This window comes from Streptomyces sp. NBC_01264 (genome assembly GCF_026340675.1).
Taxonomy (GTDB): Bacteria; Actinomycetota; Actinomycetes; order Streptomycetales; family Streptomycetaceae; genus Streptomyces.
The window spans coordinates 1126578-1148220 of record NZ_JAPEOX010000001.1; the positions used below are offsets into that span (position 1 = coordinate 1126578).

Consider the following 21643-nt stretch of genomic DNA (forward strand, 5'->3'; position numbering starts at 1 on the left):
CAGCGGAGGGCGACCCACAGATGTCGACCGAATCCTCCATGTCAGTGGCCGCCGTTCTCGACGGCACCGAGAGGATTGCAGACGCCCGGCACATAGCCAGCTCGTTCCTCGATGGTCTACGCGACGCGCACGGCCTGCTCGTGTCCGTCCGCACGCTGGAAACCGTTGAACTCGTGGTCAGTGAGCTGGTCACCAACGCGCGCAAGTACGCCCCCGGCACCCACCTGCTGACGCTGGCGGTCCAGGACGGATCCGTCGAGGTGGGCCTGTGGGACAGCAGCCCGATCACTCCGACGATCCTGGCCCCCGACCCTTTCAGGGTCGGCCAGCACGGCCTGGAGATCGTGAGGGCCTCGGCTCAGGATTTCCGGGTCCAGCGAGAGGCAAAGGGAAAGCGCATCACCGTTGCCATCGCACTTGACGAGGACCCATCGCGGCCCGCCACCGGGTGACCGCCCCCTCGCTCCGAGCGCAGACCCCCCTCCATCGCGGGAGACCAGATCCACAGATTCGGGATCCGTGACATGCCGACCACCCCGGGGAACCGTGCTTCCCCACAGCCGAGATACAGAGGGACCCATGGAACAGCTCGTGACGGTGTTGCCGGACGTCGAAGGCGTACGCGTGATCGCATGCGCCGGAGAATTCGACCAGGACACTCTGGAGCCGTTCAGCCGGGCCGTCGACCTGGCCGTCGCCGACCCCACGGTGCGAACCATCGTCGTGGACGTCAGCCAGGTGACCTTCGCCGACTCCTCCATGCTCAACGCCCTTATGTGCCTGAGGGGCACCGGCTCCCGGCTCATCCTCTCCGGCCCGATCCCCGCTCGGCTCGCCCGGCTCTTCGAGCTCACCTCGGCAGGCCAGATCTTCACCATCGTCGACAGCGTCGACGCAGCACGCGCTCTGTAGAGAGCTCGACCGCTTACGCCGCGGGGACGGCAGCGCGGTCGGAGTACGGTGGGAAGCGCTGTGCCGCAAGAAGGCCCCCGGCGTGCTGATGGGAGGCCCCGGCCAGCAGGACCGTAGGCAGCCACCCTCGCAAAGCGTGCACCGGAAGCAGCAGCCCCCGACGCCGCCACTGCGGGATGCCGGGGCACTGATGGGACAGCTGCCTACCTAACGGGTTCAGGTGGGGATCGGCCCGCACCCACCCGGGCCCCAGCTGTTAGTTTGGCTCACCCGGGTCGGAGGGTGGGTAGAGCGGGGCGATGCTCGCCCAGTACCGGTCGAGGTGTGCGTCTGCTGTTCTCAGCACTTGCTGGTGGGTCCGGTCGAGGAAGGCAGTGTGCAGGCTGATCACGCGATCGTGGCCCGTACCGGCCCCGGCCGAGGCGGGTGCTGTCCGGCGCCACGGGGCACGGGCGGCGCTGGCTCCGTGCCCGTTGCGTCGTGCGCGAGCAGACCACCAGCGCCCCGTGAGGACGCCGGCCGTGACGACCGTGACGGCCACAGCAGCCAGGGCCTGCAGACCGTGTTGCACGGCCATGACTTCCTCCACGAAGAGATGGGTGTCGACAGCGCAAGCAGAAGGGGTGGTGCCGGCCGGCTCGGGCGGGCTGCCACCGCGGCGGGTCAGCCGGGCCAAGTGCCCGTCGCACGTCGTACGGCCACTGCACCCGACCGCTCGACCGAGGCCTTGACCACGGCGAAGATCGCACCCTGGATGGCCGCGGCGAGCAGGATCTGCTTCCAGGACCGGCCCTCGTCGGTGGCTTCGGGAGCGTCGCCCTCGCCTTCGATGACCTTCCAGGCCTGCTTGAACGCTGCGCCCGCGATCATGCCGCTCATGGCGCCGAGGGCCAGCCCGACCGGCTTGTAGGGGATCTTGGAAGCGTTCACCTGCGGCGTCCTCGGCTGCGGCGCACCAGTAGGAAGACGGCCACGGCGGCTCCGGCCACGAGGAGCGGACCGCGGTTGGCGCGTGCGGCCGTCGCTGCCTGTCCGGCCTTCTCCAGGACCGGGTCGGGGGTCTTGTCCAGGGCGTACTGGCCCGCCTTGGCCGCGCCGTCCCGTAGCTGTGCCGCGGCCTGCGCGGTCTTCTCCAGGGCGGGGTCGGGCGTGCCGTCCTTCACCAGGTGGACGGCCCGCTCCGCCTTCTCGCGGATCTGTTCGGAGACCAGAGCTGTCTTCTCGGCGGCCTGGTCCGTGAGAGCGGCCGTCTTCTCCTTGGCCTGGGCCTTGATGTCGGCCTTCGCGGCGAGGGCCTCGACGGTCTGGCCGAGCTCGTCGCGGGTGCGCTCGACCTGCTCGCGCAGTTCCGCGGTGTCGTTCATGCCGGAGCTGGGGGTGGGAATGCCGATGTTGGTACGGGCGTCGTCGTTCATCGGTGTGCCTTCTCCTTGATCTCGGCCAGGTCGGCCTTGACGCTGTCGATGGTCTGCTCGGGAGCCGGGGAGCCTGCCCGGGCGATCTGCGTCTTGCCGGCCAGTGCGGCCAGCGCGGCCGCGAGGCCCAGGGCCGCGGTGACGATCAGGGCCGACACCCACAGCGGCAGGACCAACGCGAGCGCGGCGATACAGGTGGCTGCCAGGGCCTGAAGTGCCAGAAAGCCGAGGAGTCCTGCGGCGCCGAAGAGGCCGCCGCTCTTCCCGTAGTGCTTGCCCTTATCCGTCATTTCCGCCCGGGCCAGTCGCATTTCCTCGCGCACCAGCTCGGACATCTGCTGCGAGGCGCGTGAGACCAGGGCGCCCACCGAGTCGTCTGCGATGTGAGGATGTCGCTCTGCCGTGCTCATGATGGGGACACCTTGCCCTTCTTCCATTGGGTGGAACGTGCCTTACGTCGGCCTGGAGCTCTTCCCGGCGCTACCCGAGGTGGCCTGGACGGACTTGCGAACGGACCTCGAAGTGCGTGACGGGACTTCCCCGTTGAGATGTCCAGGGCATCGACATCGCGCGACTACCCCGCAACGGCCCCGCCACCCCCTCGGCAACCAACCTGAGGGAAAGGGGCAGGGGTCAATGCTCCATGCGGCGGTGGTCGCCGTCGCTCCAGGCGCGGGTGTCACGGGGTTCGACGTAGGGCTCCTGGTCCTTGGGCAGTCCGCCGGCGATCGCCCTCTGCCGGGTCAATTCGGCGTCGAACTCCAGGCCGAGCAGGATCGCCAGGTTGGTGATCCACAACCACACGAGGAAGACGATGACACCGGCGAGCGTGCCGTAGGTCTTGTTGTAGGAGGCGAAGTTCGCGACGTAGAACGCGAAGCCGGCCGAGGCGGCCATCCAGATGGCCAGCGCCAGGAAGCTGCCCGGCGTCACCCACTTGAAGCCGCGGCCCTTCGCGTTCGGCGCGGCCCAGTAGAGAATCGCGATCATGATCGTGACGAGAAGGACCAGCACCGGCCACTTCACGATCGACCACACGGTCAGAGCCGTGTCCCCCACCCCCAGCGCGGTGCCCGCCTGCCGGGCCAGGGCGCCTGAGAAGACGACGATCAGCGCACTGGCAACGGCCAGGACCATCAGCGTGACGGTGAGGGCCAGGCGCAGCGGGAGGACCTTCCAGACAGGGCGGCCTTCGGGGATGTCATAGACGGCGTTCGAGCTGCGGATGAACGCGGCGATGTAGCCGGACGCCGACCACACGGCGACGACCAAGCCGACGATCGCCAGCAGCGAGCCCACCCCGGAGTGACCCTGAAGCTGCAACACCGCGTCGCTGACCACGTCCCGCGCCGAACCGGGAGCGAGTTGCCGCAGGTTTTCCAGGACCTGCTTCGTCGCCGACTCCCCGGCGATGCCCAGCAGCGACACCAGCACCAGCAGAGCAGGGAAGAGCGCCAGGACCCCGTAGTAGGTGAGCGCCGCGGCCCGGTCGGCGAGTTCGTCCTCCTGGAACTCCCTTACGGTGCCGCGCAGCACCGCCTTCCACGACCGCTTCGGCAACTCGGTGGGCCGGTCGGGCGCCCGCTCCTCCACCGTCGGACCCGGTCCCGCCGTGTTCTCGGGGCCGGTTTCACAGCGCCGGTCGTCCCCACCTGGGCCTGCCTTCGATGTGCGTGTCATGCTCTGCGCCTGTCCTGGATCGCCTCACTCATGTCAGCGAGGACGCGCAATAACCTGGCTCGTTCTCCTTCGGCTGACGATGCTTGGAAAGCTCCCGTGGTCCGGCGGTGGCCGCCGGACCGCTGTTCGCAGCGTGGCGGGATCCGATCGAGTTCCGACACCTCCCGCAGCAGCCCGAGAACGACCTCGACGGCCTCACCACCCGCAGCGCGCACCGTCTCCGCGGCAACCCCGGCCGACAGCAAAAGCCCGGCTGACCTGGAAGGATCTGGCCACCGCCCTGGCATCCTTCTAGGCTGTACACATGAAAGATGCGCAGGACCGCGTTCCGCCCGTAGAGGTGGAGAAGCAAGTGCCGCAAGTGATCGTCAACATCGGCGGCGAGATGGACATCGACCGGGCCCCGCTGCTCCAAGGTGCCCTGCATACCCTGATCACCCAGCCCGACTGTCCGCCCGAAGTCGTCCTCGACCTGACGGAACTCACCTTCTGCGACTCATCCGGCCTCAACGCCATCCTTCGGGCCCGCCTCACCGCTGAAGCACACGGCCGCCACGTCACCCTCCACGCCCCCAACCGGCAAGTCACCAAACTCCTCGAACTCACCGGCACCGAACAGCTCTTCCACATCACTACGGGCCCCGGCAAGTCCGACTGATCGCCTGCCGTGACCACCGGATGAGCGTCGGCGTACGAACACCTACCCCGGTGCCCAAGAAGCCCAGAACGAGGCGGAGCGCCCACTGGGAAGAATAGGTCCGGAGGCCAGTGCCGAGAGGGACCGAACCCAGGCCAGACCCCATCACCGCGTCCGAGCCATCCGCCCGGGACACCTCGACGCGAGCCCTGCGCCTGGCTCCTCATGGATGCTCACCGGGACCGGACAGACGGGCGGCGAGCGGGGTCGGGGAAAGGTCCGCGGTCTCTTCGCCCGCTTCCAGGAGGGTGTCGGCGGCGCCGACGATGAGAGGGTCCGGGATGCCGACCGCGTCAGGGTCCTTGTTCGCGTAGTCCAGTCGCCACAGCAGATGGCGCATGGCCTGGAGCCGCGCCCGGCGCTTGTCGTTGCTCTTGACCACGGTCCAGGGGGCGTCGTCCGTATCGGTGGCACGGAACATGGCGATCTTGGCCGCCGTGTAGTCGTCCCAGAGGTCGAGGGAGGCCAGGTCGGTCGGCGAGAGCTTCCACTGGCGGACCGGATCCACGCGGCGGATGGCGAAGCGGGTGCGCTGCTCCGCGCGCGAGACGGAGAACCAGAACTTGACCAGGTGGATTCCGTCCTCGACGAGCATCGTCTCGAAGGACGGGCACTGGGCCAGGAAGAGCCTGTACTCCTCGTCCGTGCAGAACTCCATGACCTTCTCCACGCCCGCGCGGTTGTACCAGGAGCGGTCGAAGAACACGATCTCGCCGGCGGCCGGGAGGTGGCCGACGTAGCGCTGGAAGTACCACTGGCCCGCTTCGCGTTCGGTGGGCTTGTCCAGGGCCACGACCCGGGCTCCGCGCGGGTTGAGGCGCTCGGTGAACCGCTGGATGGTGCCGCCCTTGCCCGCGGCGTCGCGGCCCTCGCACACCACCACGACCCGGGCGCCGGTCTCCTTCACCCACTTCTGCAGCTTGAGCATCTCAATCTGCAGAATCCGCTTGGCACGCTCGTACTCCACCCGCCGGAGCCTCCGGTCGTACGGGTGATTCTCGCGCCACGTCCGGATCGGCAGCCCCGCGCCATCGAGTAGGACGGGCTGTTCTGGACGGCTCGCATCGACCCGGAGCCCGGCCAGGAGCTCTTCCGGATGTCCCGTGTCCGCCTCATCGGTCATCCCGCACACCGTCCCCTCGGGGGCCGCCACAGCGTGAACCGCCGAGCACTGCCCATGCCCCGCCTACCCGTGGCCGGTCGTGCCAACCGGACCGCTCGCCCGGGCCGGGGCACCAGCCCGGCCGCCTGTGCCCGATTCCCAGCGCAATGGACGGGTGCCGCCCGTTTGCGCGGCTGGATCCCGGCGACAAGCCTGAATGAGGGAGCCCGTCGCAGTGAGTGAGCGGCGCGGGTTCCCGAACGGCCCGAGCCGCGTGGTGGCATCCCCCCGCCACCACGCGGCCGGCGCTCCCGCCGAGCCCGGCTCCGCCGCCCCTGCGACTTCCCGTTGCCGGAGTCCGCCCCAGCCACCCGTAAGGAGACCTGTCATGCGCAGTGCACCATCGGAGCCTGAACTTCCGGACCGCGTTCCGGAGAAGCGAGACGCAGTCACCCCGGACCTGCCCCCCTTCGGCCCGAGTGCCCCCGACCTCCCGGACGCGACCGGACAGCCCCAGCACAAGGGGTCCGGGGAGGACGGGAGCGAGAAGGGCGAGCAGCCCGCAGCCGGGCCGGGCAACGCCAAGCCCCAGGAGCCGACCGACTGACAGCCGGAAGTCGGGGCCCGCTCGGCTGGCTCGCGGAATGTACATCCACCACTACGTGTGGGGTCCTGCTGCTCACTGCGGTCGGCGCGACCGGTTTGATCTTGGGCACGGCACGGGCGCCTCAATGGCCTCCCGTACGGGGAAGGCCTGGACCACGGGGGGCAGATTGACCCAAAGGGGATGAATGGGATCGCTTGCCACATCAAAGCGGGGTGTGGGGGTAGCCGCGCATCATGAACCCCAATAGAAACACCCCGCTGCGTGCTGTCGCGCTCGTCTGCACCCTCTCCCCCTCCCCCGACCCGTCCAGCTCTCAGCTGCTGGCCGAGCAGACCATGGCGGCGCTCGCCGAGCACGGAGTCACGGGAAAGACCGTCCGGATCGCCGACCACGACGTGAAGACCGGTGTGAGCACCGACCTGGGCGACGGCGACGCCTGGCCGGAGATCCGCGACACGATCCTGGGCTGCGACATCCTGATCCTGTCCACGCCCATCTGGCTCGGACATCCCTCCAGCATCGCCCAGAAGGTCATGGAACGGCTGAATGCGGAGATCTCCGAGACCGACGACGAGGGCCGCATGCTCACCTACGGCAAGGTCGCCGCGGTCTGTGTCGTCGGCAACGAGGACGGCGCCCACAAGGTCAGCGCCGACCTCTACCAGGGCCTGAACGACGCCGGGTTCTCCCTCGCCCCCAACGCCGTCACCTACTGGGTCGGTGAGGCGATGCAGAGCACCGACTACCAGGACCTCGAGAAGACACCGGAGAAGACCGCCGGCACCACCGCCACCCTCGCCGCGAACACCGCCCACCTCGCCCGCTGCCTCAAGGCCGCTCCCTACCCGGCGAACTGAGCCACTACTCGCCCTTGCGCGCACCGGAGAGCAGGAGGAACGAATGTCTTCCCCGAAAGCACCCCGCGTTCCCGACCCCGTCACCCGCCACCCACTCCCGCCGTTTCCGGAGCAGGAGCAGGACCACCCCGGCTCGACCGAGGAGATGAATCCCCGACCGGACCACGGCGAGGACTCCTACCAAGGCCACGACGTGCTCCTGGACCAGGTGGCTCTGGTCACCGGAGGGGATTCCGGGATCGGCAGGGCCGTGTGCCTGGCCTTCGCCCGCGAGGGCGCGGACGTCGCCTTCACCCACCTGCCCGAGGAAGCCGACGAGGCCGCCGAGACCGCGCGCCTGGTCGGCGAGGCGGGCCGTAAGGCCGTGCCCGTGCTGTGCGACATCCGCGAGGAGACGCAGTGCGAGGCCTTGATCGCCCGCACCGTCGGCGACCTGGGACGCCTAGACATCCTCGTCAACAACGCCGCGTACCAGATGTCCCAGCCCGACGGGATCGAGGCCATCACCACGGAGCAGTTCGACCGGGTGATGAAGACCAACCTGTACGGCATGTTCTGGCTCTCCCGCGCCGCCCTCGCCCACATCCCACGAGGCGGGTCGATTATCAACACCGCCTCGGTACAGGGCTACCAGCCCAGCCCCCACCTCCTCGACTACGCGATGACCAAGTCCGCGATCATCTCCTTCACCCACGGACTGGCGCAGATGGTCGCCGAACGCGGGATCCGCGTCAACGCCGTCGCCCCCGGACCCGTCTGGACGCCGCTGATCCCGGCGACCATGCCCGACGTCACCGAGTTCGGCAAGCAGTCGCCCCTGGGCCGAGCAGCCCAGCCGGCGGAGATGGCTCCTGCCTACGTCTTCCTGGCCTCACCCCAGGCCAGCTACATCACCGGAGAGATCGTCAACGCCACGGGCGGCACTCCCCTCCCCTGACCTGCCGCGATCGGGTACGCGGGGCCCACCACGACGTCGGCGCAACGAGGAGAACGATCATGACGAAGAAGAAGCAACGGCAGTCAGCAGAAGACGCCGCCCGCAACGAACTACCCGGCCGACCGGGCTCGGTGCCCCCGCCCCTGGCCGAGCCCACACAGCCGAACGAACCCTTGCCCCCGAAAGCAGATCAGGACGGCCCCGAGACGGTCAGCCCCACGGGCCAGCCCACAGGAGCGGACCAGGCGCGCGTCGCGCAGAGTGGCGCTTACCTGACTACCGCCCAGGGCGCACGCCTGCCCGACACCGATCACTCGCTCAAGGCGGGCCCGCGCGGCCCAGTCCTCCTCCAGGACCATCACCTGCGCGAGAAGATCACCCACTTCGACCACGAGCGGATCCCGGAACGGGTGGTCCACGCGCGGGGCGCCGCCGCCCACGGTGTCTTCAAGGGCTACGGAACGGCAGGTGAGGTGTCCAAGGCGGCGTTCCTTGCGAAGGGCGTGGAGACTCCGGTCTTTGTACGGTTCTCCACCGTGCTGGGCTCGCGCGGCTCGGCGGACACGGTGCGCGACACCCGCGGGTTCGCCACGAAGTTCTACACCGGCGAGGGCACCTTCGACCTGGTGGGCAACAACATCCCGGTGTTCTTCATCCAGGACGCGATCAAGTTCCCCGACGTCATCCACGCCGGCAAGCCGCACCCCGACCGGGAGATCCCGCAGGCCCAGAGCGCGCATGACACCTTCTGGGACTTCGTGTCCCTGCACACCGAGGCCACCCACCACACCCTCTGGAACATGTCCGACCGCGCCATCCCCCGCTCACTGCGCATGATGGAGGGCTTCGGCGTCCACACCTTCCGGCTGGTCAACGCGTCCGACGAGAGCGTGCTGGTGAAGTTCCACTGGAAGCCCAAGCTGGGCGTGCACTCCCTGGTCTGGGAGGAAGCGCAGCTGATCTGCGGCATGGACCCCGACTTCCACCGCCGCGACCTCGCCGACGCCATCGAATCGGGCGCGTTCCCGCAGTGGGAGCTGGGCATCCAGGCCTTCCCCGACACCGAGGACCAGATGTTCGAGGGCATCGACCTCCTCGACCCGACGAAGATCGTCCCGGAGGAGCTCGCGCCGGTCCAGCCCATCGGGCTGATGCCCCTGAACGCCAACGTCAAGAACTACTTCGCCGAGACCGAGCAGGTCGCCTTCCACCCCGGCCATCTGGTCCCCGGCATCGACGTCACCGACGACCCGCTGCTCACCGGCCGCCTCTTCTCCTACCTCGACACCCAGATCAGCCGCCTCGGCGGCCCCAACTTCGGCCAGATCCCCGTCAACCGGCCGCACGCACCCGTCAACGACATGCTCCGCGACGGGATGCACCAGAGCGCCGTCCACACCGGCGTCGCCCCCTACCACCCCAACACCCTCGACGGCGGCTGCCCCTTCCTCGCGGGCGCCGACATGAGCGCCTTCATCGAGACGCCCGTGAAGGTTCCGGCAGCGAGCAAGGTCCGCGAGACACCAGCCTCCTTCTCCGACCACTTCACCCAACCCCGCCTGTTCTGGCTCAGCATGACCCCGACCGAGCGCGAACACATCATCGCGGCCTACACCTTCGAACTGAACAAGTGCTACGAGCAGGCCATCAAGGAACGCACCCTGAAGGTCCTGGCCAACATCGACCCGCAGTTGTGCGAGGAGGTGGCCTCGGGTCTCGGTCTGCCGGCTCCTGTCGCCACCGTGCCGCTCGTCGCGGCCGACCCCAGCCCCGCCCTCTCCCAGATGGGAGGAACCTGGCCGACCGACGGACGCGTGATCGGGATCATCGCCGACCCGGCCGCCGACCTGGACGGTGTACGGACCGCTCGACAGGCGATCCTGGACTCCGGCATGGTGCCCCTCGTCATCGCACCCACTGGCGGCACCCTCGGCCCCGACGGCGATCCGATCGCCGTCCAACGCACCTTCGCCACCGCCCGTTCCGTCGAATTCGACGCCCTCCTCCTGGCTGGCGCGCCCGAAGCGGGCTCAGATGCCTACGGCGCCCGCGACGCAAAGGCCGGTACCGCACGACCTCCCACAGCTCCCGACCCGCGCGTCCTGTTGCTCGTCACCGAGGCGTACCGCCACGGCAAGGCCGTCGGCGGCTGGAACAGTGCGGAGCAGCTCCTCGAAACGTGCGGCATCACTGCGGACGATCCCGGCATTGCTACTGGCGAGACCAGCACGGCGATCGTGGAAGAGCTATCGCAAGCGCTGGGCGAACATCGCGCATGGGCCCGTTTCCCCGCCAACCTCTGACGCCAAGCGCCGCCCCGCCCGCACATTCGCGGACAGGGCGGCGCTTGATCGGGAGCGGAGTCACGAAATTGGCGGCCCGCAGTCAGTGCTTGGCGCTTGGGACGGCCAGGGGCTCGCCGGGAGCCTTCTTCTTCGCCGCCTCCATCTGCTCGCCGAGTTCAGTGAGGCGGTTGCGACATGGCCTTGCGGACGTCCGGGAACCACTCCTTCTCCTCCTCCTCGACATGGTGACGGACGTTCTCCATCAGCACGCTCATCTTGGCGTCGAACCGCTCATCGGCCGCGTCGAGGTCCTTCAGCTCAGAGAGCATCCACAGCACGACATGATGCTCCTCGATGCTCTCCAGGACGTGGTCCTTGGTGTCGGGCGCCGCCTCCCGGGCAGCCGGGTAGAAGATCTTCTCCTCGATCCAGGTGTGCGTGGTCAGCTCGTCGATCACCTTGTCCGCGATCTTCCGCTTCTCGGCGTGCGCGTCATCGCCGGCCTTCTCGAACTGCTTGAACAGCTTCTCAACCGTCTTGTGGTCTTCCTTGAGCAGTACGATCCCGTCCACCAAGCGCCTCCTGAGCTCTCGTACAGGAGCGGCGCGGACGGCCACCCCCCACCCGTGTACCCCGACCGCGATCACGCTGCTCGTCCCAAGCGAGGGATTGGCCTGGACGGGCGAAGCGGCTAGACGGTCCAACGGTGGAGCTGACGCGCCCGGGTTAACCGATAAACCCCGTTGAGAACTGATATGTCCGCTGGGAACGGGTAAGGGCTGCGCATGACTGCAATCGGAACGCTCGCCGCCGAAGGCCAGGCCTCGCTCTTCCTCATGCTTGCCGGAGTGGTCCTGGTCGTCCTTCTGATCGGCGCATTCTGGTACGGGAGCCGACGCAGACGCCGCGAGGCACCGCCGGTCGAGCAGAACCCCGTCGCTCAGTGTCGCGCAGACTCCTGGCAGACGTATCCCGGCTCGTAGCACGACGGATCCAACGGGCTGAACCGGCCGATCCCTCGACTGCGGCACAGGTAGGCCGCCGACACCTCAAGCCTCCGTCACAAGGAAGAGCTGGGCGGCGCCCATGAGTCTCAGCAGGTGAGCGAACTGCGGAGGCGGGTTCTTGAGGCGAATGGTCCGACCCGGTTCCTGCGCGATGAGGCCGCATACAGGAGGGTGTGGAGGCCCGATGAGTCGCAGAAGGTGAGACTGGGGCCGTCCCGCTGCACCCCGCTTCCCCGGCGCCTCCGCACGCGTGACCTCTTCAGCCGACCGGAAGAGCCGATGCGGCTCCCGCCGCGCGATCTGCGCTCACGGGTGGGGACGTGGCGGGGCAACATATTCTCGGATCTGGTACTCATCCCCGCCCTCGCTGCGATCCTGCTCGCCTCCAGCGCTTGCCTGTCCCGACTGAGCCCGGACCACGCTCTGCCGGCGCTCCCCGTTGGCGGGTCGATCGTTCGGGTGCAGTCGAGGCTCTGGCGGGATGACAGCGTGATGGCGGGTAGGCGTCGTGTATGAACTCACGCACCGGTGACACCTCGCTCACGGCCGACCCGGCGGTGGCACTTCACACCGCCTCGGCCTGGTGGCTCACAGCCCTGGACCGGCTCGAACGTACGACGGCGGCCGATCCCGCCATCAGGGCTCTCCAGAGGGGCATCCGCTCTCTTCCCCTGGGTGGCGTACGCGACCTGCTGCGCGGCAGGCCCCTGGGCCACCCCGTGCACCCCGTGCTCGTCCAAGTGCCCATCGGATGCTGGCTGTCGGCCTCGGTACTGGACGCCGTACCCGGCGCCCGACACGCCGCGACCACCCTCACCGCCGTCGGCCTGACCGGTGTCGCCCCGGCAGCAGTGGCCGGCTGGGCGGACTGGGCGGACCTGCCGCCCGAGCAGGCGCGGGTCGGGCTGGCCCATGCCGTCTCCAACGTGGCCGCGGTGGCCTGTTATACGGCGTCCTTGGCAGCGCGGCTCCAGGGCCGCTCGGCGAAGGGGCGGATGTGGTCCTTGGGCGGACTGGCTGCCGTGGCCATCAGCGGTGCGCTGGGCGGGCACGTGGCATACCGGCAGTCTGTCGGAGCGCACGCCGCAACGTAAGGGACACCGCTGCGCGCCGCTCTGCCCGGGCCTTGAGAGGCCCCGGTCGGTCAGGGGAGCTTCCGTACGCTCCCCGCCCTCCCCCACTTCACGGGGCCTCGTCTCAGGAGATGGAAGGCGGTGTTGCCGTGTGGTCGGGATGGTGGTGGGTGCGGCGCTTCGTCTTGAGTCGGGCCTCCAGGAGGTGGTCACGCCCGCCGGCCAGCTCGTCGACGATGTCCCGTTCCACCGCGGCGAAGGGTTGGTAGTAACTGATCGTTTCAGAATGAGATTGGTTGCGGGGCTTGGCAGTTGGGTGTGGTGTCGGCAGGATCTGGGGTGTGTCTGCTGATCTCGTGCCTGATGACCTGTGGGAACGTGTGGCCCCATTGTTGCCGGAGCGGCCGGCCAGGCGGTTTCGGTATCCCGGGCGGCTGCCGGTAGACGATCGTGCGGCGTTGAGGGCCATCGTTTACGTGCTGTGCAAGGGCGTGAGCTGGCGGGACGTTCCCGCTGAGCGGTTCGGCTGCAGTGGTGTGACGGCCTGGCGCCGGCTTCGGGACTGGACCGAGGCAGGCGTGTGGCCCCGCCTCCACGAAGTCCTCCTGGCCGAGCTGCGGGCCGCCGGGCTGCTGGACAAGGATGACGCCGCGATCGACGCCTCGCACGTCAGAGCCCTCAAAGGGGGGCTCACACCGGACCTTCGCCAGTCGACCGCGCCCGCCCGGGGAGCAAGCACCACCTCATCGTCGACCGGCACGGAACCCCACTCGTCGTCTCCCTGACCAGCGGAAACCGTCACGACGTCACCCAGCTCATGCCTCTGCTCAACGCGATACCCCGCATCCGCGGGCTTCGAGGACGGCCACGTCACCGACCCCGCCGACTCTTCGCCGACCGCGGCTACGACTTCGACAAGTACCGGCGCCTGATCCGGGCCCGCGGGATCACCCCCAGGATCGCCCGCCGCGGCACACTTCACGGCTCCGGCCTGGGCAAGACCCGCTGGGTCGTCGAGCGCACCTTCGCCTGGCTCCACCAGTTCAAACGCCTTCGAATCCGCTACGAGATACGAGCCGACCTCCACCTCGGACTCCTCCAACTCGCCTGCAGCATCATCTGCTTACGGCGACTCCGAACCTCATTCTGAAACGATCAGTAAGTCTCGTTGTAGGCCTCGACGATCTGGAACGTCCAGTGGCCGGGGATGACGTTGCGGCCCACGATCTCGCGCTCGACCCGGGCTGCCTGCTCCTCGTGGCCCGCCTCGCGCAGCAGCCGGACCGCGTCCCCGAGCTCGAAATCCGCCGTCCCGGTCAGCTGGTGGAACCCGTACAGATGGCCGCGGGCCCGTTCCGTGGTCTCCAGGGCCTTCGACAGCGCACCCAACGCGTGCACTGTCTTCTCGTCGCCACCGTCCGGGACCTGATGCTCCGGGTCCATCTCACGATTGCTATCCATGGAGGATGTTCTGCCCCGTGGCGCCTTAACCGAGCGGCCGAGTGAGCCAAGCGGCTTATCGGCAGATGCCTCGGCCATCGACGCGGTTCAACCGCGGCACCATTTCGACACGGAGCGACCGGAACAAGACCGGTGGCGCTCCCCCAGCTCGCCCAGATCCCGGTCAAAACCATCTGGGTATACCCGGCGAAGTCACCTCCGCCCTACGGAACGTCACTCCGGGCCTTAGCGACGTCCTCCCCCCTCCCCCGGCCATACGCGAGGCCGCCTCGGACGATCTGGCCGTCCAGGCCGTGCAAGACGCGGCGAAAGCCGTTGCCGAGGCACTGGCCGACGTCGCGGAAGCCGTCAGCGCCGGCACCGGGCTCCCGACGCGGCTCTCGGACCAGGATCCGGAGCCGGATCCCGGCGGTTGACCCACACCACCCGGTTAGCGTGCGGCGGCCACTCGAATGGCGAAGGACCCGACGATCGCCCTCGACGCTGCCACGGCCTTGCGCTGGGCACGGTGAACGGCCCCGCTACCGACCGCTCATCAGCTACAGCGCGGGGCGCCCACCGGCATATCCTCGACCGCTTCACCTACCCGCTTTGTGGACTACCCACAACGTGGCGGCACGACCTACGCGAGGGAGGAGGACTGAGCCGCAGCCTCGGCAAAAGGGCAACGGAGACGCCCGCGCCGCCTATGGGGATCAAGACTGGAGGCCCCTGCGCAACGATCGCCTTCCAGGAGGCGCGCGCCCTCGCCCCCGATAGCGTCATCTAACTACTCGTCAGTAGAGTCAGCAAAAGGCCAGCATCCATCCGAGTAGACCTGACCACACCCTCACCCACACGGGACACATGTTCAAGATCAGAAAACCGCCGCATGGGCCAGCCGCTCACCATCTGACCAGAAAGAAGCGGAGCGCGGGCTGTGACACTGTCCAACTCGCGGCTCGCCTGACGTCAGTGCAGTTCAGCCCGTTCTTCCCCTGGGCTTCAAGCGAGTTGGGGGGAGTTCGGGGGCAGGAATCGGAGGGCCGTCGTAGCCCTTCACCTCACCGTAGCGGGTCCCGTTCATCCAGTCCTCGCAGAATTCTCTTGGGTCCGTCCGATCCAGTTCCAGAACATCGCGATCGCGTCCTCGAGCGCATCAAAGCCGGGCAGCGGCGCGTCAGCTCCGGGGCGAGCGACGAAGTCCACGCGGCGCGGTCGAGGTAGGGCGTCGACCCTGAAGAGCCGGACGGCTTCCACCTGAGCCTCACCTACGGGCAACGAAGTTCCGGACTCAAAGTTCAGGCTTGGCAGCGATCCGGCCCTCATGACGTGCCGGCCAGAGCCCCCGCAGCCAGGCAGGCATACACGCTCAAACTTCCCACGAAAACGCGCGAGCCCACACCGAGCGCGAATCGCACTCAGAGGCGGAGCAATCTCGGATCCCTACCCCGCCCGTTCTGTATCGGATCGACCGGATCACATCGCGCTCAACGCTGCGTAACCAGCACGAAACCAGCATCGCACTCCCAAAACAGGCGCAACTCTGCAATTCCGACAGGGGCCTCCTACCCGCTTCCGGAGGGGTCCACGGGGATCGGTCCGGGCCGTATGGTGGCGCGGCACACTCAGGTGGGGTTGATTGTGATGGCGCGCCACATATGCCGCTGACCTGCGGACTTCTACGTTGTGGCCACACCCGACGTCCCTCCAGACATCCTGGAAGTGGTCCACATGGCCTCCACCGCAGCCGACCCGAAGGCTCCGTCCGGCATCAGACGGATCGTCGCCGCCAGTCTCATCGGGACCACCATCGAGTGGTACGACAACTCATCCGACCAGAGCTACCACCTGCGGCTATTCGGCGCACAGGACGTCCGAGTCAGCACCGAACCAGCACGGGATCCGGAGACGCCCGCTCCCCCGCCACCCGGCAGCACACCGGGACCCACAGCAAAGGCATCAACGACGCACGCCATGTCACGCTCAGTGCACCAAGAAGCCTGATAGTGGCCGGACCCCTTTGGTGCCGATGCCGACTTCACCGACGACCTTGCTGTGGCCCGGCGCTACCTTGCCGCTGTCAGCAGCAAGCCGGTGACCGTACGTCAACCGCCGAGGCCACTCACCGGATCAAGGCGATCGGCCCGCTCGACCGCACCCCTTCGGGGGCGCGGGCTCCCCGCCGTGCGCCGGCACCGTGGACGCGCTCACAGAAGAGCTCACGAGGAGCCCCCGACCCCACCTGTCCAGCGGCACGCACAGCGGACGGCCGTCCAGGTCGTCTGAAATTCAGGACCCGGATTCCAGGCCGATCAGAACGGGCCGTAGAGCCAGTTGCCCGGGGCATCCGGGTCCTCACTGGTGAAGAACTCCACCACGGCGGCATCGATTTCAGCCGGATCCAAGGTGCCGTTCCCATCGCGGTCCAGGCGGCGGAACGCCTCCTCCATCCGCTGCGCGGGCACTCCACCGATTGCCCGGCTGAGCCGCAGGTACTCGTCCAGCCCGATCAGTCCGTCCTCGTCGACGTCCGTCAGGGCGAGCCACGCCGAGGCCCCCGCGTGCAGGGTCTCCAGCAGGGTGACGGGGCTGGCGGCCACCGAGCGTCGGATCCCCTGCTCGAAGGCTTCGAGGTCGAGGCGGCCGCCCCCGAGATCGAGGTGTGCGAGGTGGTCGGCCCAAAGCCGGTGCAGGGCGTCGCGGAGCGTGCGGATCCGGTCCGGCTGCCCCGGGAACGCTTCAGCCATCCGGTCGGCTACAGCAGCCAGGTCGTCTTCCCTAAGGTAGCCGTCCCGGTCGGCGTCGAGCAGCGTGAACATGTAGTGCATCTTGCGGGTCAGCACCGGGGTGGCGAGGTCGGGCACGAGGGTTCCTCCGAGGAGTGGCGGACGTCAATGCGGTCTTCGCGGCCCATCCTTCGCGGGGCCGATCATCGCCGCCCTCGTCCCTCACCCATCCGGACGCGGGGAACAGACATCCAGTCGTCACCCACTCGACGGCGTCTCAGGCGGCACCACACCCCGGGCGCGCCCGAGGCCCCTGCAAGGTCCGGCCCCCACGGCGCCAACTCCGGACGCCTCAAAGCTCCAATGCCTCGCACCCGCTGCCGGTCACCTGCACATCACCCCTCGTCGAGGTGTTCCGGACGATCACGACAGCAAGCGCGCAACCGATCATCGGCGCACTCGTTGTGATCTCGGGTGCGCTGGGAGTGCGCCCCCGGAGCACAGCTGAGCAGCATGCGCTAGTCGAAGTGGGTTACTGGTCATGAAGAACATTCATACGACCGCGGGCGTTCCGTGGCATGTATCCGCGTTCCGCGTCGAGGCGGGTGGGGCGGGAGAAGCAGAGCTGGTCGGGCGGATCCGTGAGCTGAGGGCGAGGATCCTCTTCGACCATGGCCGCCGCCCCGACTTCCGGACACCGGACGGCGGCTACGCCGACGACCAGGAACTGGACTTCGGCGCCTGGCACTTCGTCGGAAGGCGGGAGGCCGGGGGTCCGCCCTTGGGGTACGTGAGGCTCTCGACGCCGGAGACAGGCAACCTCTTCCAGACCCGGGCGTACCTGGGAGCCGCCCTCTACGACGACGTTCTCAGGGAGAACGGCCTGGGTACTGCGGAAACGTTTGAGCACAGTCGGTTGGTGGTGGAGCACCAGGCGCGCAAGCTGGGCCTGGGGATCCATCTGAATGCCTTCGCCATGGGCGCCGCGCGCTTCCTGGGAGCCAAGGCGATGATCGGGACCTCGGGGACCGCCGACGGGCAGGACCGATTCCACGAGCGGTTCGGTTTCCGCCCCGTCCCCGGTACGCGCCGCTACGTCGAGCACTACACCGAAGACGTGGTGATCATGCTGTACCGCCCCGGACTCCCGTCAGGCGAGTTCGGCGGGCTCGTCGAGCAACTGGAAGAATCCTTCCCCGCCGCGGTAGTCCCCGCGCAGCATGCCGTGCTGGGTGCGACACCGCGGCCCGGCACGGCCCCGCAGGACCTCGTACGCCTGTCCTCCACCCGTCTCACGGTCGCGGCGACCGCCACGAGCGGCGATCCGCGTTCCGGCGCGTGCTGGCAGCCCGTGCTCTTCACCCCGGCGCACGAGCACGACCGGATCGGCCTGCAGCGTCTAATCGACTCGGGTGAGGTCCGCGAGGTACTGGACACGATCGCGGATCAGCTGGCGGAACTGGTCACCAGCCGCGAGCCCGGTCTACGTTCATCGCCGGACGCCGTGCAGCGGGCCGTATCGGAACAACTGGCCGGCACCGACCCGCAGGAGTACGGGACCTGGGTCTGGTACCCGTGGTCGGGACGCCTGGTGCACCTGCTCCCTCGCGAGGAGTTCCGCCTCGTGCGCACCGACCGCAACCGCGGTCGGATCGACCGTGCGCAGCAGCGCCGGCTGCTGGGACGTCGTGTGGGCATCATCGGTCTCTCGGTCGGCAGCAGTGCCGCCCTGACCTTCGCGATGGAAGGCATCGGCGGATCGTTCAAGCTGGCCGACTTCGACTCCCTCAGCGTCTCGAACCTCAACCGCTTGCGCGCGGGCGTCCATCACCTGGGGCTGAACAAATGTGTACTGGCGGCCCGGCAGATGCTGGAGATCGACCCCTGGCTGGACATCGAGCTCTACCAGGACGGCCTCACCGACGACACCATGGAAGACTTCTTCACCGGCGGCGCGGGCCCCATCGACCTCCTGGTCGAAGAGTGCGACACCCCCTACGTGAAGATCGCCGCCCGCGAGCGCGCCCGGGACCTAGGTGTCCCGGTGGTCATGGACGCGAATGACCGCGGCCTGCTGGACGTGGAACGCTTCGACCTCGAACCCGAGCGGCCCCTCCTGCACGGCCTCCTCGGAGAGACGACCTCCAGCGACCTCAAGGACCTCACCCACGAGGAGATGGTCGACGTCATCCTCACCATGGTCGACAGGGAGCGCATCAGCCCGGAACTGAGGGCCTCCATCTCCCAGATCGGCATCACCCTCAGCAGCTGGCCGCAACTCGCCTCGGGAGTCGCACTCGGCGGCGCCCTCACCGCCGACGCCGCGCGCCGCATCCTGCTGGGCCAGCCCCGCCCGTCGGGACGCTTCTACACCGACCTGGAGATCCTCACCGGGGGCGACCGGAGCACCCTCGCCTGAGGTGCTCCCCGAAGATCAATGCGATGGCCCACGCCGTGGCCACAGCATCGCACCAGAACACCGCGCCCCTGCCCTGCGTCTGACCAACACCACCGTCAACAGACCTCTCCACGTGGTCCACCGAGATGGGAAATCCACCATGTCCACAGCTGCTGACATCCTGCACCGGGTCACGGCCCTTGTCGCCGCCGTCGCAGATCGTCCGGTCGATGAAATCACCGCAGAGTCCCGACTTGTCGAAGACCTCGACCTCGACTCGCTCCAGGTCGTGGAGATCGCGGTCCGGGCCGAGGAGGAATTCGGCATGCCGGTCGACGACTCACGGCTGGCCGAGCAGGGCGTGACCGTGGCCCACTGCGCACGCGTCGTGCAGGATGCGAACACCCGGGAAGTCCGCACGTGACCCGCCAGCCGTCCCCCGCCTTCGGAATCCAGGGCCTGGGAGTCCACGTCCCACGGCGCAGGGTCAGCAATGCGCAGATCGCCGACCAGTACGGCGTGGACCCGGAGTGGATCGAGCGCATGACCGGGGTCAGGCAGCGGCAGTACGCGGAACCCGGCCAGGCCACGTCCGAACTCGCGGTCTCAGCCGCCGAGCACGCACTCGCCGATGCCCACCTCTCTCCCAGGGACATCGACGTCATCCTCGTGGCCACGAGCACACCCGATCAGCTCGCGGTCGCTACGGCCTGCCGGGTGCAGCACCGTCTAGGTGCGGACCGGGCCTGGGCCACCGACGTGGGCGGCGCCTGCGCGGGCTTCCTCTACGCCTTGAAGACGGCCCGCGACATCCTCGCCGCGTCCCACCCCGATGGGCACGCCCTGGTCATCGGAGCGGAGACGTTCTCCAAGTTCCAAAATCCCGTCGACCGCTCCACAGGTGTCCTGTTCGCGGACGGTGCAGGCGCCGTGGTCGTGGGTCCGGCGACCACGGGCAAGGGCATCCTGTGCAGCGCACAGGGAACCGACGGCGCACTCGCCGACATCGTGGGGATCCGGGCCGGCGGCAGCGCCCGGCCGACGACCGAACGCACCGTCTCCGAAGGCGGTCACTACCTGCACATGAACGGGAAGGCCGTCGCGGCCTACTTCCAAGACGTCTTCCCCAAGATCGTCGACAGACTCGTCCAGCTGTCCGGTCTGCCCCTGGGCGAGATCGACCTCGTCGTTCCGCATCAGGCGAATCCCCGCATGCTGCGTTCCTTGAGTCTTGAGTTGGGCATCTCCGCCTCACAACTCGTCGTCACCGCCGATACGTTCGGCAACACGGGCGCGGCCTCCATTCCCATGGCCCTCCACGTGGCACGGGACCAGGACCGCCTCCACCCGGACACCACCGTTCTCCACGTCGCCGTCGGTGCGGGAATGACCTGGGCCGGAACCGTACAGCGTTGGCTGTGACCCCCGCTCTGGCGCTCACGCCGCTGAGGGAGGCGAGTTCTCGAGGAGTGTTCGGGGGGGGCGCCGCGCCGGCCTGAGTTGCGCCCCCTCCCCCATAGTTCCCTGTCCTTTCCCGGGTACAGCCCCGCCGTCCCCTCCGCGTTTTGTTCCTCCAGCGTGGCCCGCAGATCCGAAACGCCGGGGCTGACGCGACCCTGTCCGATGGCGACCAGCACGGCAGCAGACTCACCGGCCTGGGTGGCGGGTCACTTCGTCGCGTCCGCAGACCGTGTCGGCAGGGCCCCACGACCAGCCTCCAGGCGGGCGGCGGGGACGCGGAACGGCGAGCACGAGACGCAGCCGAGTCCGGCCTCGTGGAAGAAGTACACGAAGCTCGGGTCTCCTCCATTTTCCCCGCAGACGCCGATCTTGAGGCCGGGTCGAATCACGTGGTTGTTGGGGATCCGTTGACGCACGTGCCTCGGATGCGGCTGACGAGCTGCTCGACGAGCTCCGAGTACGCATCGACGCCCCAGAACCCACCAGGGCGCAGGAGGACCTAGTCGATTTCCTCGAGTGTTCAGGCAGGCGAATCAGGTCTGGGACACCCGTCGCTGCTAGGCCGCTTCGGCGAGTGCCTCAAACGACAGGGGGAGGGTCAGCTCCGATTCCAGGGTGAACACCGAGTCCATGACCGTTCGCAGCCGCTGCGGCGCGTCCGGCATCACATGAGAGTAGGTCTGGTATGTGATCTTGGGGTCTCGATGTCCGAGCCATTCAGCCATGTCGGTCACCGGTACACCCTTGGACAGTCCAGCCGAAGCGAAGAAGTGACGGAGCCAGTGGGGAGTGATCCTCCTGGTGATGCCGGCACCAGCCTTAGCCGACCGCCAGAGCCGGTCCACGAGCGAGTACATGAGGATGTTGGTACCGCCCACGTTCGAGAACAGGTAGTCACCTTCGATCCGGTTCAGGCCGGTCGCGACCCGGTAGGTCCCATGCTGCTCGACGTGCTGCCTGATCTTCACCACGATGGTGGTCGGGATCGGAACGGCGCGCCCTTCATCCTGGTCACGCCACTTCAAGTGACGGATGCAGGGCGG

The 21643-nt window shown here is 68.2% G+C and carries 23 protein-coding genes and 2 pseudogenes; 13 read left to right on the forward strand and 12 right to left on the reverse strand.

Annotated elements, in window-relative coordinates:
* The first annotated feature begins 20 nt into the window (after positions 1–20).
* A complete protein-coding gene (locus OG435_RS05080; protein WP_266875568.1) occupies positions 21–452 on the forward strand; it encodes an ATP-binding protein in 432 nt (143 codons plus the stop codon).
* A 127-nt stretch (positions 453–579) separates the two neighbouring features.
* Positions 580–912 (forward strand): STAS domain-containing protein, encoded by a 333-nt coding sequence (locus OG435_RS05085; protein ID WP_266875569.1) that lies wholly within the window; start codon positions 580–582, stop codon positions 910–912.
* 256 nt (positions 913–1168) lie between these two features.
* On the opposite strand, the gene OG435_RS05090 is transcribed toward OG435_RS05085, so the two are convergent.
* From OG435_RS05090 to OG435_RS05110, 5 genes are all read right to left on the reverse strand, one after another.
* A complete protein-coding gene (locus OG435_RS05090; protein WP_266875570.1) occupies positions 1169–1489 on the reverse strand; it encodes a hypothetical protein in 321 nt (106 codons plus the stop codon).
* An 86-nt stretch (positions 1490–1575) separates the two neighbouring features.
* Positions 1576–1842 (reverse strand): DUF4235 domain-containing protein, encoded by a 267-nt coding sequence (locus OG435_RS05095; protein WP_266875572.1) that lies wholly within the window; start codon positions 1840–1842, stop codon positions 1576–1578.
* A complete protein-coding gene (locus tag OG435_RS05100; protein ID WP_266875574.1) occupies positions 1839–2327 on the reverse strand; it encodes a DUF3618 domain-containing protein in 489 nt (162 codons plus the stop codon). The genes OG435_RS05095 and OG435_RS05100 overlap by 4 nt, the downstream gene beginning before the upstream one ends.
* On the reverse strand, positions 2324–2737 hold the full coding sequence (locus OG435_RS05105) for a phage holin family protein (protein WP_266875575.1): 414 nt from the start codon (positions 2735–2737) through the stop codon (positions 2324–2326). Before OG435_RS05105 ends, OG435_RS05100 begins: the two co-directional genes overlap by 4 nt.
* A gap of 223 nt (positions 2738–2960) precedes the next feature.
* A complete protein-coding gene (locus OG435_RS05110) occupies positions 2961–4007 on the reverse strand; it encodes a YihY/virulence factor BrkB family protein (protein WP_266875577.1) in 1047 nt (348 codons plus the stop codon).
* A 304-nt stretch (positions 4008–4311) separates the two neighbouring features.
* Between OG435_RS05110 and OG435_RS05115 the strand changes: the two genes are divergently transcribed.
* The gene (locus OG435_RS05115) at positions 4312–4665 is read left to right on the forward strand and encodes an STAS domain-containing protein (protein ID WP_266875579.1); all 354 of its coding nucleotides are present in this window, start codon (positions 4312–4314) and stop codon (positions 4663–4665) included.
* A gap of 202 nt (positions 4666–4867) precedes the next feature.
* Here OG435_RS05115 and ppk2 read toward each other — a convergent pair whose 3' ends face one another.
* Positions 4868–5827 carry a polyphosphate kinase 2 gene (gene ppk2 / locus OG435_RS05120; RefSeq protein WP_266875581.1) on the reverse strand — a complete coding sequence of 320 codons (960 nt, stop codon included), beginning with the start codon at positions 5825–5827 and terminating at the stop codon, positions 4868–4870.
* Positions 5828–6194: 367 nt separating this feature from the next.
* Between ppk2 and OG435_RS05125 the strand changes: the two genes are divergently transcribed.
* The 4 genes from OG435_RS05125 to OG435_RS05140 all read left to right on the forward strand — a co-directional run bounded on the left by OG435_RS05125 (position 6195) and on the right by OG435_RS05140 (position 10510).
* The gene (locus OG435_RS05125; RefSeq protein WP_266875583.1) at positions 6195–6413 is read left to right on the forward strand and encodes a hypothetical protein; all 219 of its coding nucleotides are present in this window, start codon (positions 6195–6197) and stop codon (positions 6411–6413) included.
* A gap of 233 nt (positions 6414–6646) precedes the next feature.
* Positions 6647–7270: a flavodoxin family protein gene (locus OG435_RS05130; RefSeq protein ID WP_266875585.1), complete on the forward strand. Its 624-nt coding sequence runs from the start codon at positions 6647–6649 to the stop codon at positions 7268–7270.
* A gap of 43 nt (positions 7271–7313) precedes the next feature.
* Entirely contained in the window at positions 7314–8207 is an 894-nt protein-coding gene (locus tag OG435_RS05135) for an SDR family oxidoreductase (protein ID WP_266875587.1), read from the forward strand.
* A 59-nt stretch (positions 8208–8266) separates the two neighbouring features.
* Positions 8267–10510 carry a catalase gene (locus OG435_RS05140; protein ID WP_266875589.1) on the forward strand — a complete coding sequence of 748 codons (2244 nt, stop codon included), beginning with the start codon at positions 8267–8269 and terminating at the stop codon, positions 10508–10510.
* A 158-nt stretch (positions 10511–10668) separates the two neighbouring features.
* Here the strand turns inward: OG435_RS05140 and OG435_RS05145 are convergent, their stop codons facing one another.
* Positions 10669–11064 (reverse strand): hemerythrin domain-containing protein, encoded by a 396-nt coding sequence (locus OG435_RS05145; protein WP_266875591.1) that lies wholly within the window; start codon positions 11062–11064, stop codon positions 10669–10671.
* 213 nt (positions 11065–11277) lie between these two features.
* Between OG435_RS05145 and OG435_RS05150 the strand changes: the two genes are divergently transcribed.
* Both OG435_RS05150 and OG435_RS05155 read left to right on the forward strand, forming a co-directional pair.
* Positions 11278–11475, forward strand: a complete 198-nt coding sequence (locus OG435_RS05150; protein WP_266875592.1) for a DUF6479 family protein — start codon at positions 11278–11280, stop codon at positions 11473–11475.
* A 536-nt stretch (positions 11476–12011) separates the two neighbouring features.
* Positions 12012–12593, forward strand: coding sequence for a DUF2231 domain-containing protein (locus OG435_RS05155; protein ID WP_266875593.1), 582 nt, complete (start codon positions 12012–12014; stop codon positions 12591–12593).
* A 103-nt stretch (positions 12594–12696) separates the two neighbouring features.
* Here OG435_RS05155 and OG435_RS05160 read toward each other — a convergent pair whose 3' ends face one another.
* The gene (locus OG435_RS05160) at positions 12697–12822 is read right to left on the reverse strand and encodes a hypothetical protein (RefSeq protein WP_266875595.1); all 126 of its coding nucleotides are present in this window, start codon (positions 12820–12822) and stop codon (positions 12697–12699) included.
* Positions 12823–12913: 91 nt separating this feature from the next.
* Here OG435_RS05160 and OG435_RS05165 point away from each other — a divergent pair.
* Positions 12914–13722 (forward strand): IS5 family transposase gene (locus OG435_RS05165; protein ID WP_266875597.1). Its coding sequence is split into 2 segments (ribosomal slippage): positions 12914–13253 and positions 13253–13722, totalling 810 coding nucleotides; the frame shifts between segments, so codons are not numbered across the junction.
* An 8-nt stretch (positions 13723–13730) separates the two neighbouring features.
* Here the strand turns inward: OG435_RS05165 and OG435_RS05170 are convergent.
* Positions 13731–14033, reverse strand: a pseudogene (locus tag OG435_RS05170) (hypothetical protein); the annotation flags it as partial.
* Between the two features lie 2294 nt (positions 14034–16327).
* Positions 16328–16879 carry an EF-hand domain-containing protein gene (locus OG435_RS05180; protein ID WP_266875599.1) on the reverse strand — a complete coding sequence of 184 codons (552 nt, stop codon included), beginning with the start codon at positions 16877–16879 and terminating at the stop codon, positions 16328–16330.
* A gap of 403 nt (positions 16880–17282) precedes the next feature.
* Here OG435_RS05180 and OG435_RS05185 point away from each other — a divergent pair, with 403 nt between their 5' ends.
* The 3 genes from OG435_RS05185 to OG435_RS05195 all read left to right on the forward strand — a co-directional run bounded on the left by OG435_RS05185 (position 17283) and on the right by OG435_RS05195 (position 20561).
* Positions 17283–19160 (forward strand): ThiF family adenylyltransferase, encoded by a 1878-nt coding sequence (locus OG435_RS05185; RefSeq protein ID WP_266875601.1) that lies wholly within the window; start codon positions 17283–17285, stop codon positions 19158–19160.
* Between the two features lie 139 nt (positions 19161–19299).
* Positions 19300–19563, forward strand: a complete 264-nt coding sequence (locus OG435_RS05190; protein WP_266875603.1) for an acyl carrier protein — start codon at positions 19300–19302, stop codon at positions 19561–19563.
* On the forward strand, positions 19560–20561 hold the full coding sequence (locus OG435_RS05195; RefSeq protein WP_266875605.1) for a 3-oxoacyl-ACP synthase III family protein: 1002 nt from the start codon (positions 19560–19562) through the stop codon (positions 20559–20561). The genes OG435_RS05190 and OG435_RS05195 overlap by 4 nt, the downstream gene beginning before the upstream one ends.
* A 245-nt stretch (positions 20562–20806) precedes the next feature.
* On the opposite strand, the pseudogene OG435_RS05200 reads toward OG435_RS05195, so the two are convergent.
* Positions 20807–20986 (reverse strand): annotated as a pseudogene (locus OG435_RS05200) (putative PEP-binding protein); the annotation flags it as partial.
* A 171-nt stretch (positions 20987–21157) separates the two neighbouring features.
* The gene (locus OG435_RS05205) at positions 21158–21625 is read right to left on the reverse strand and encodes a tyrosine-type recombinase/integrase (protein WP_266875607.1); all 468 of its coding nucleotides are present in this window, start codon (positions 21623–21625) and stop codon (positions 21158–21160) included.
* Between the last annotated feature and the right edge of the window lie 18 nt (positions 21626–21643).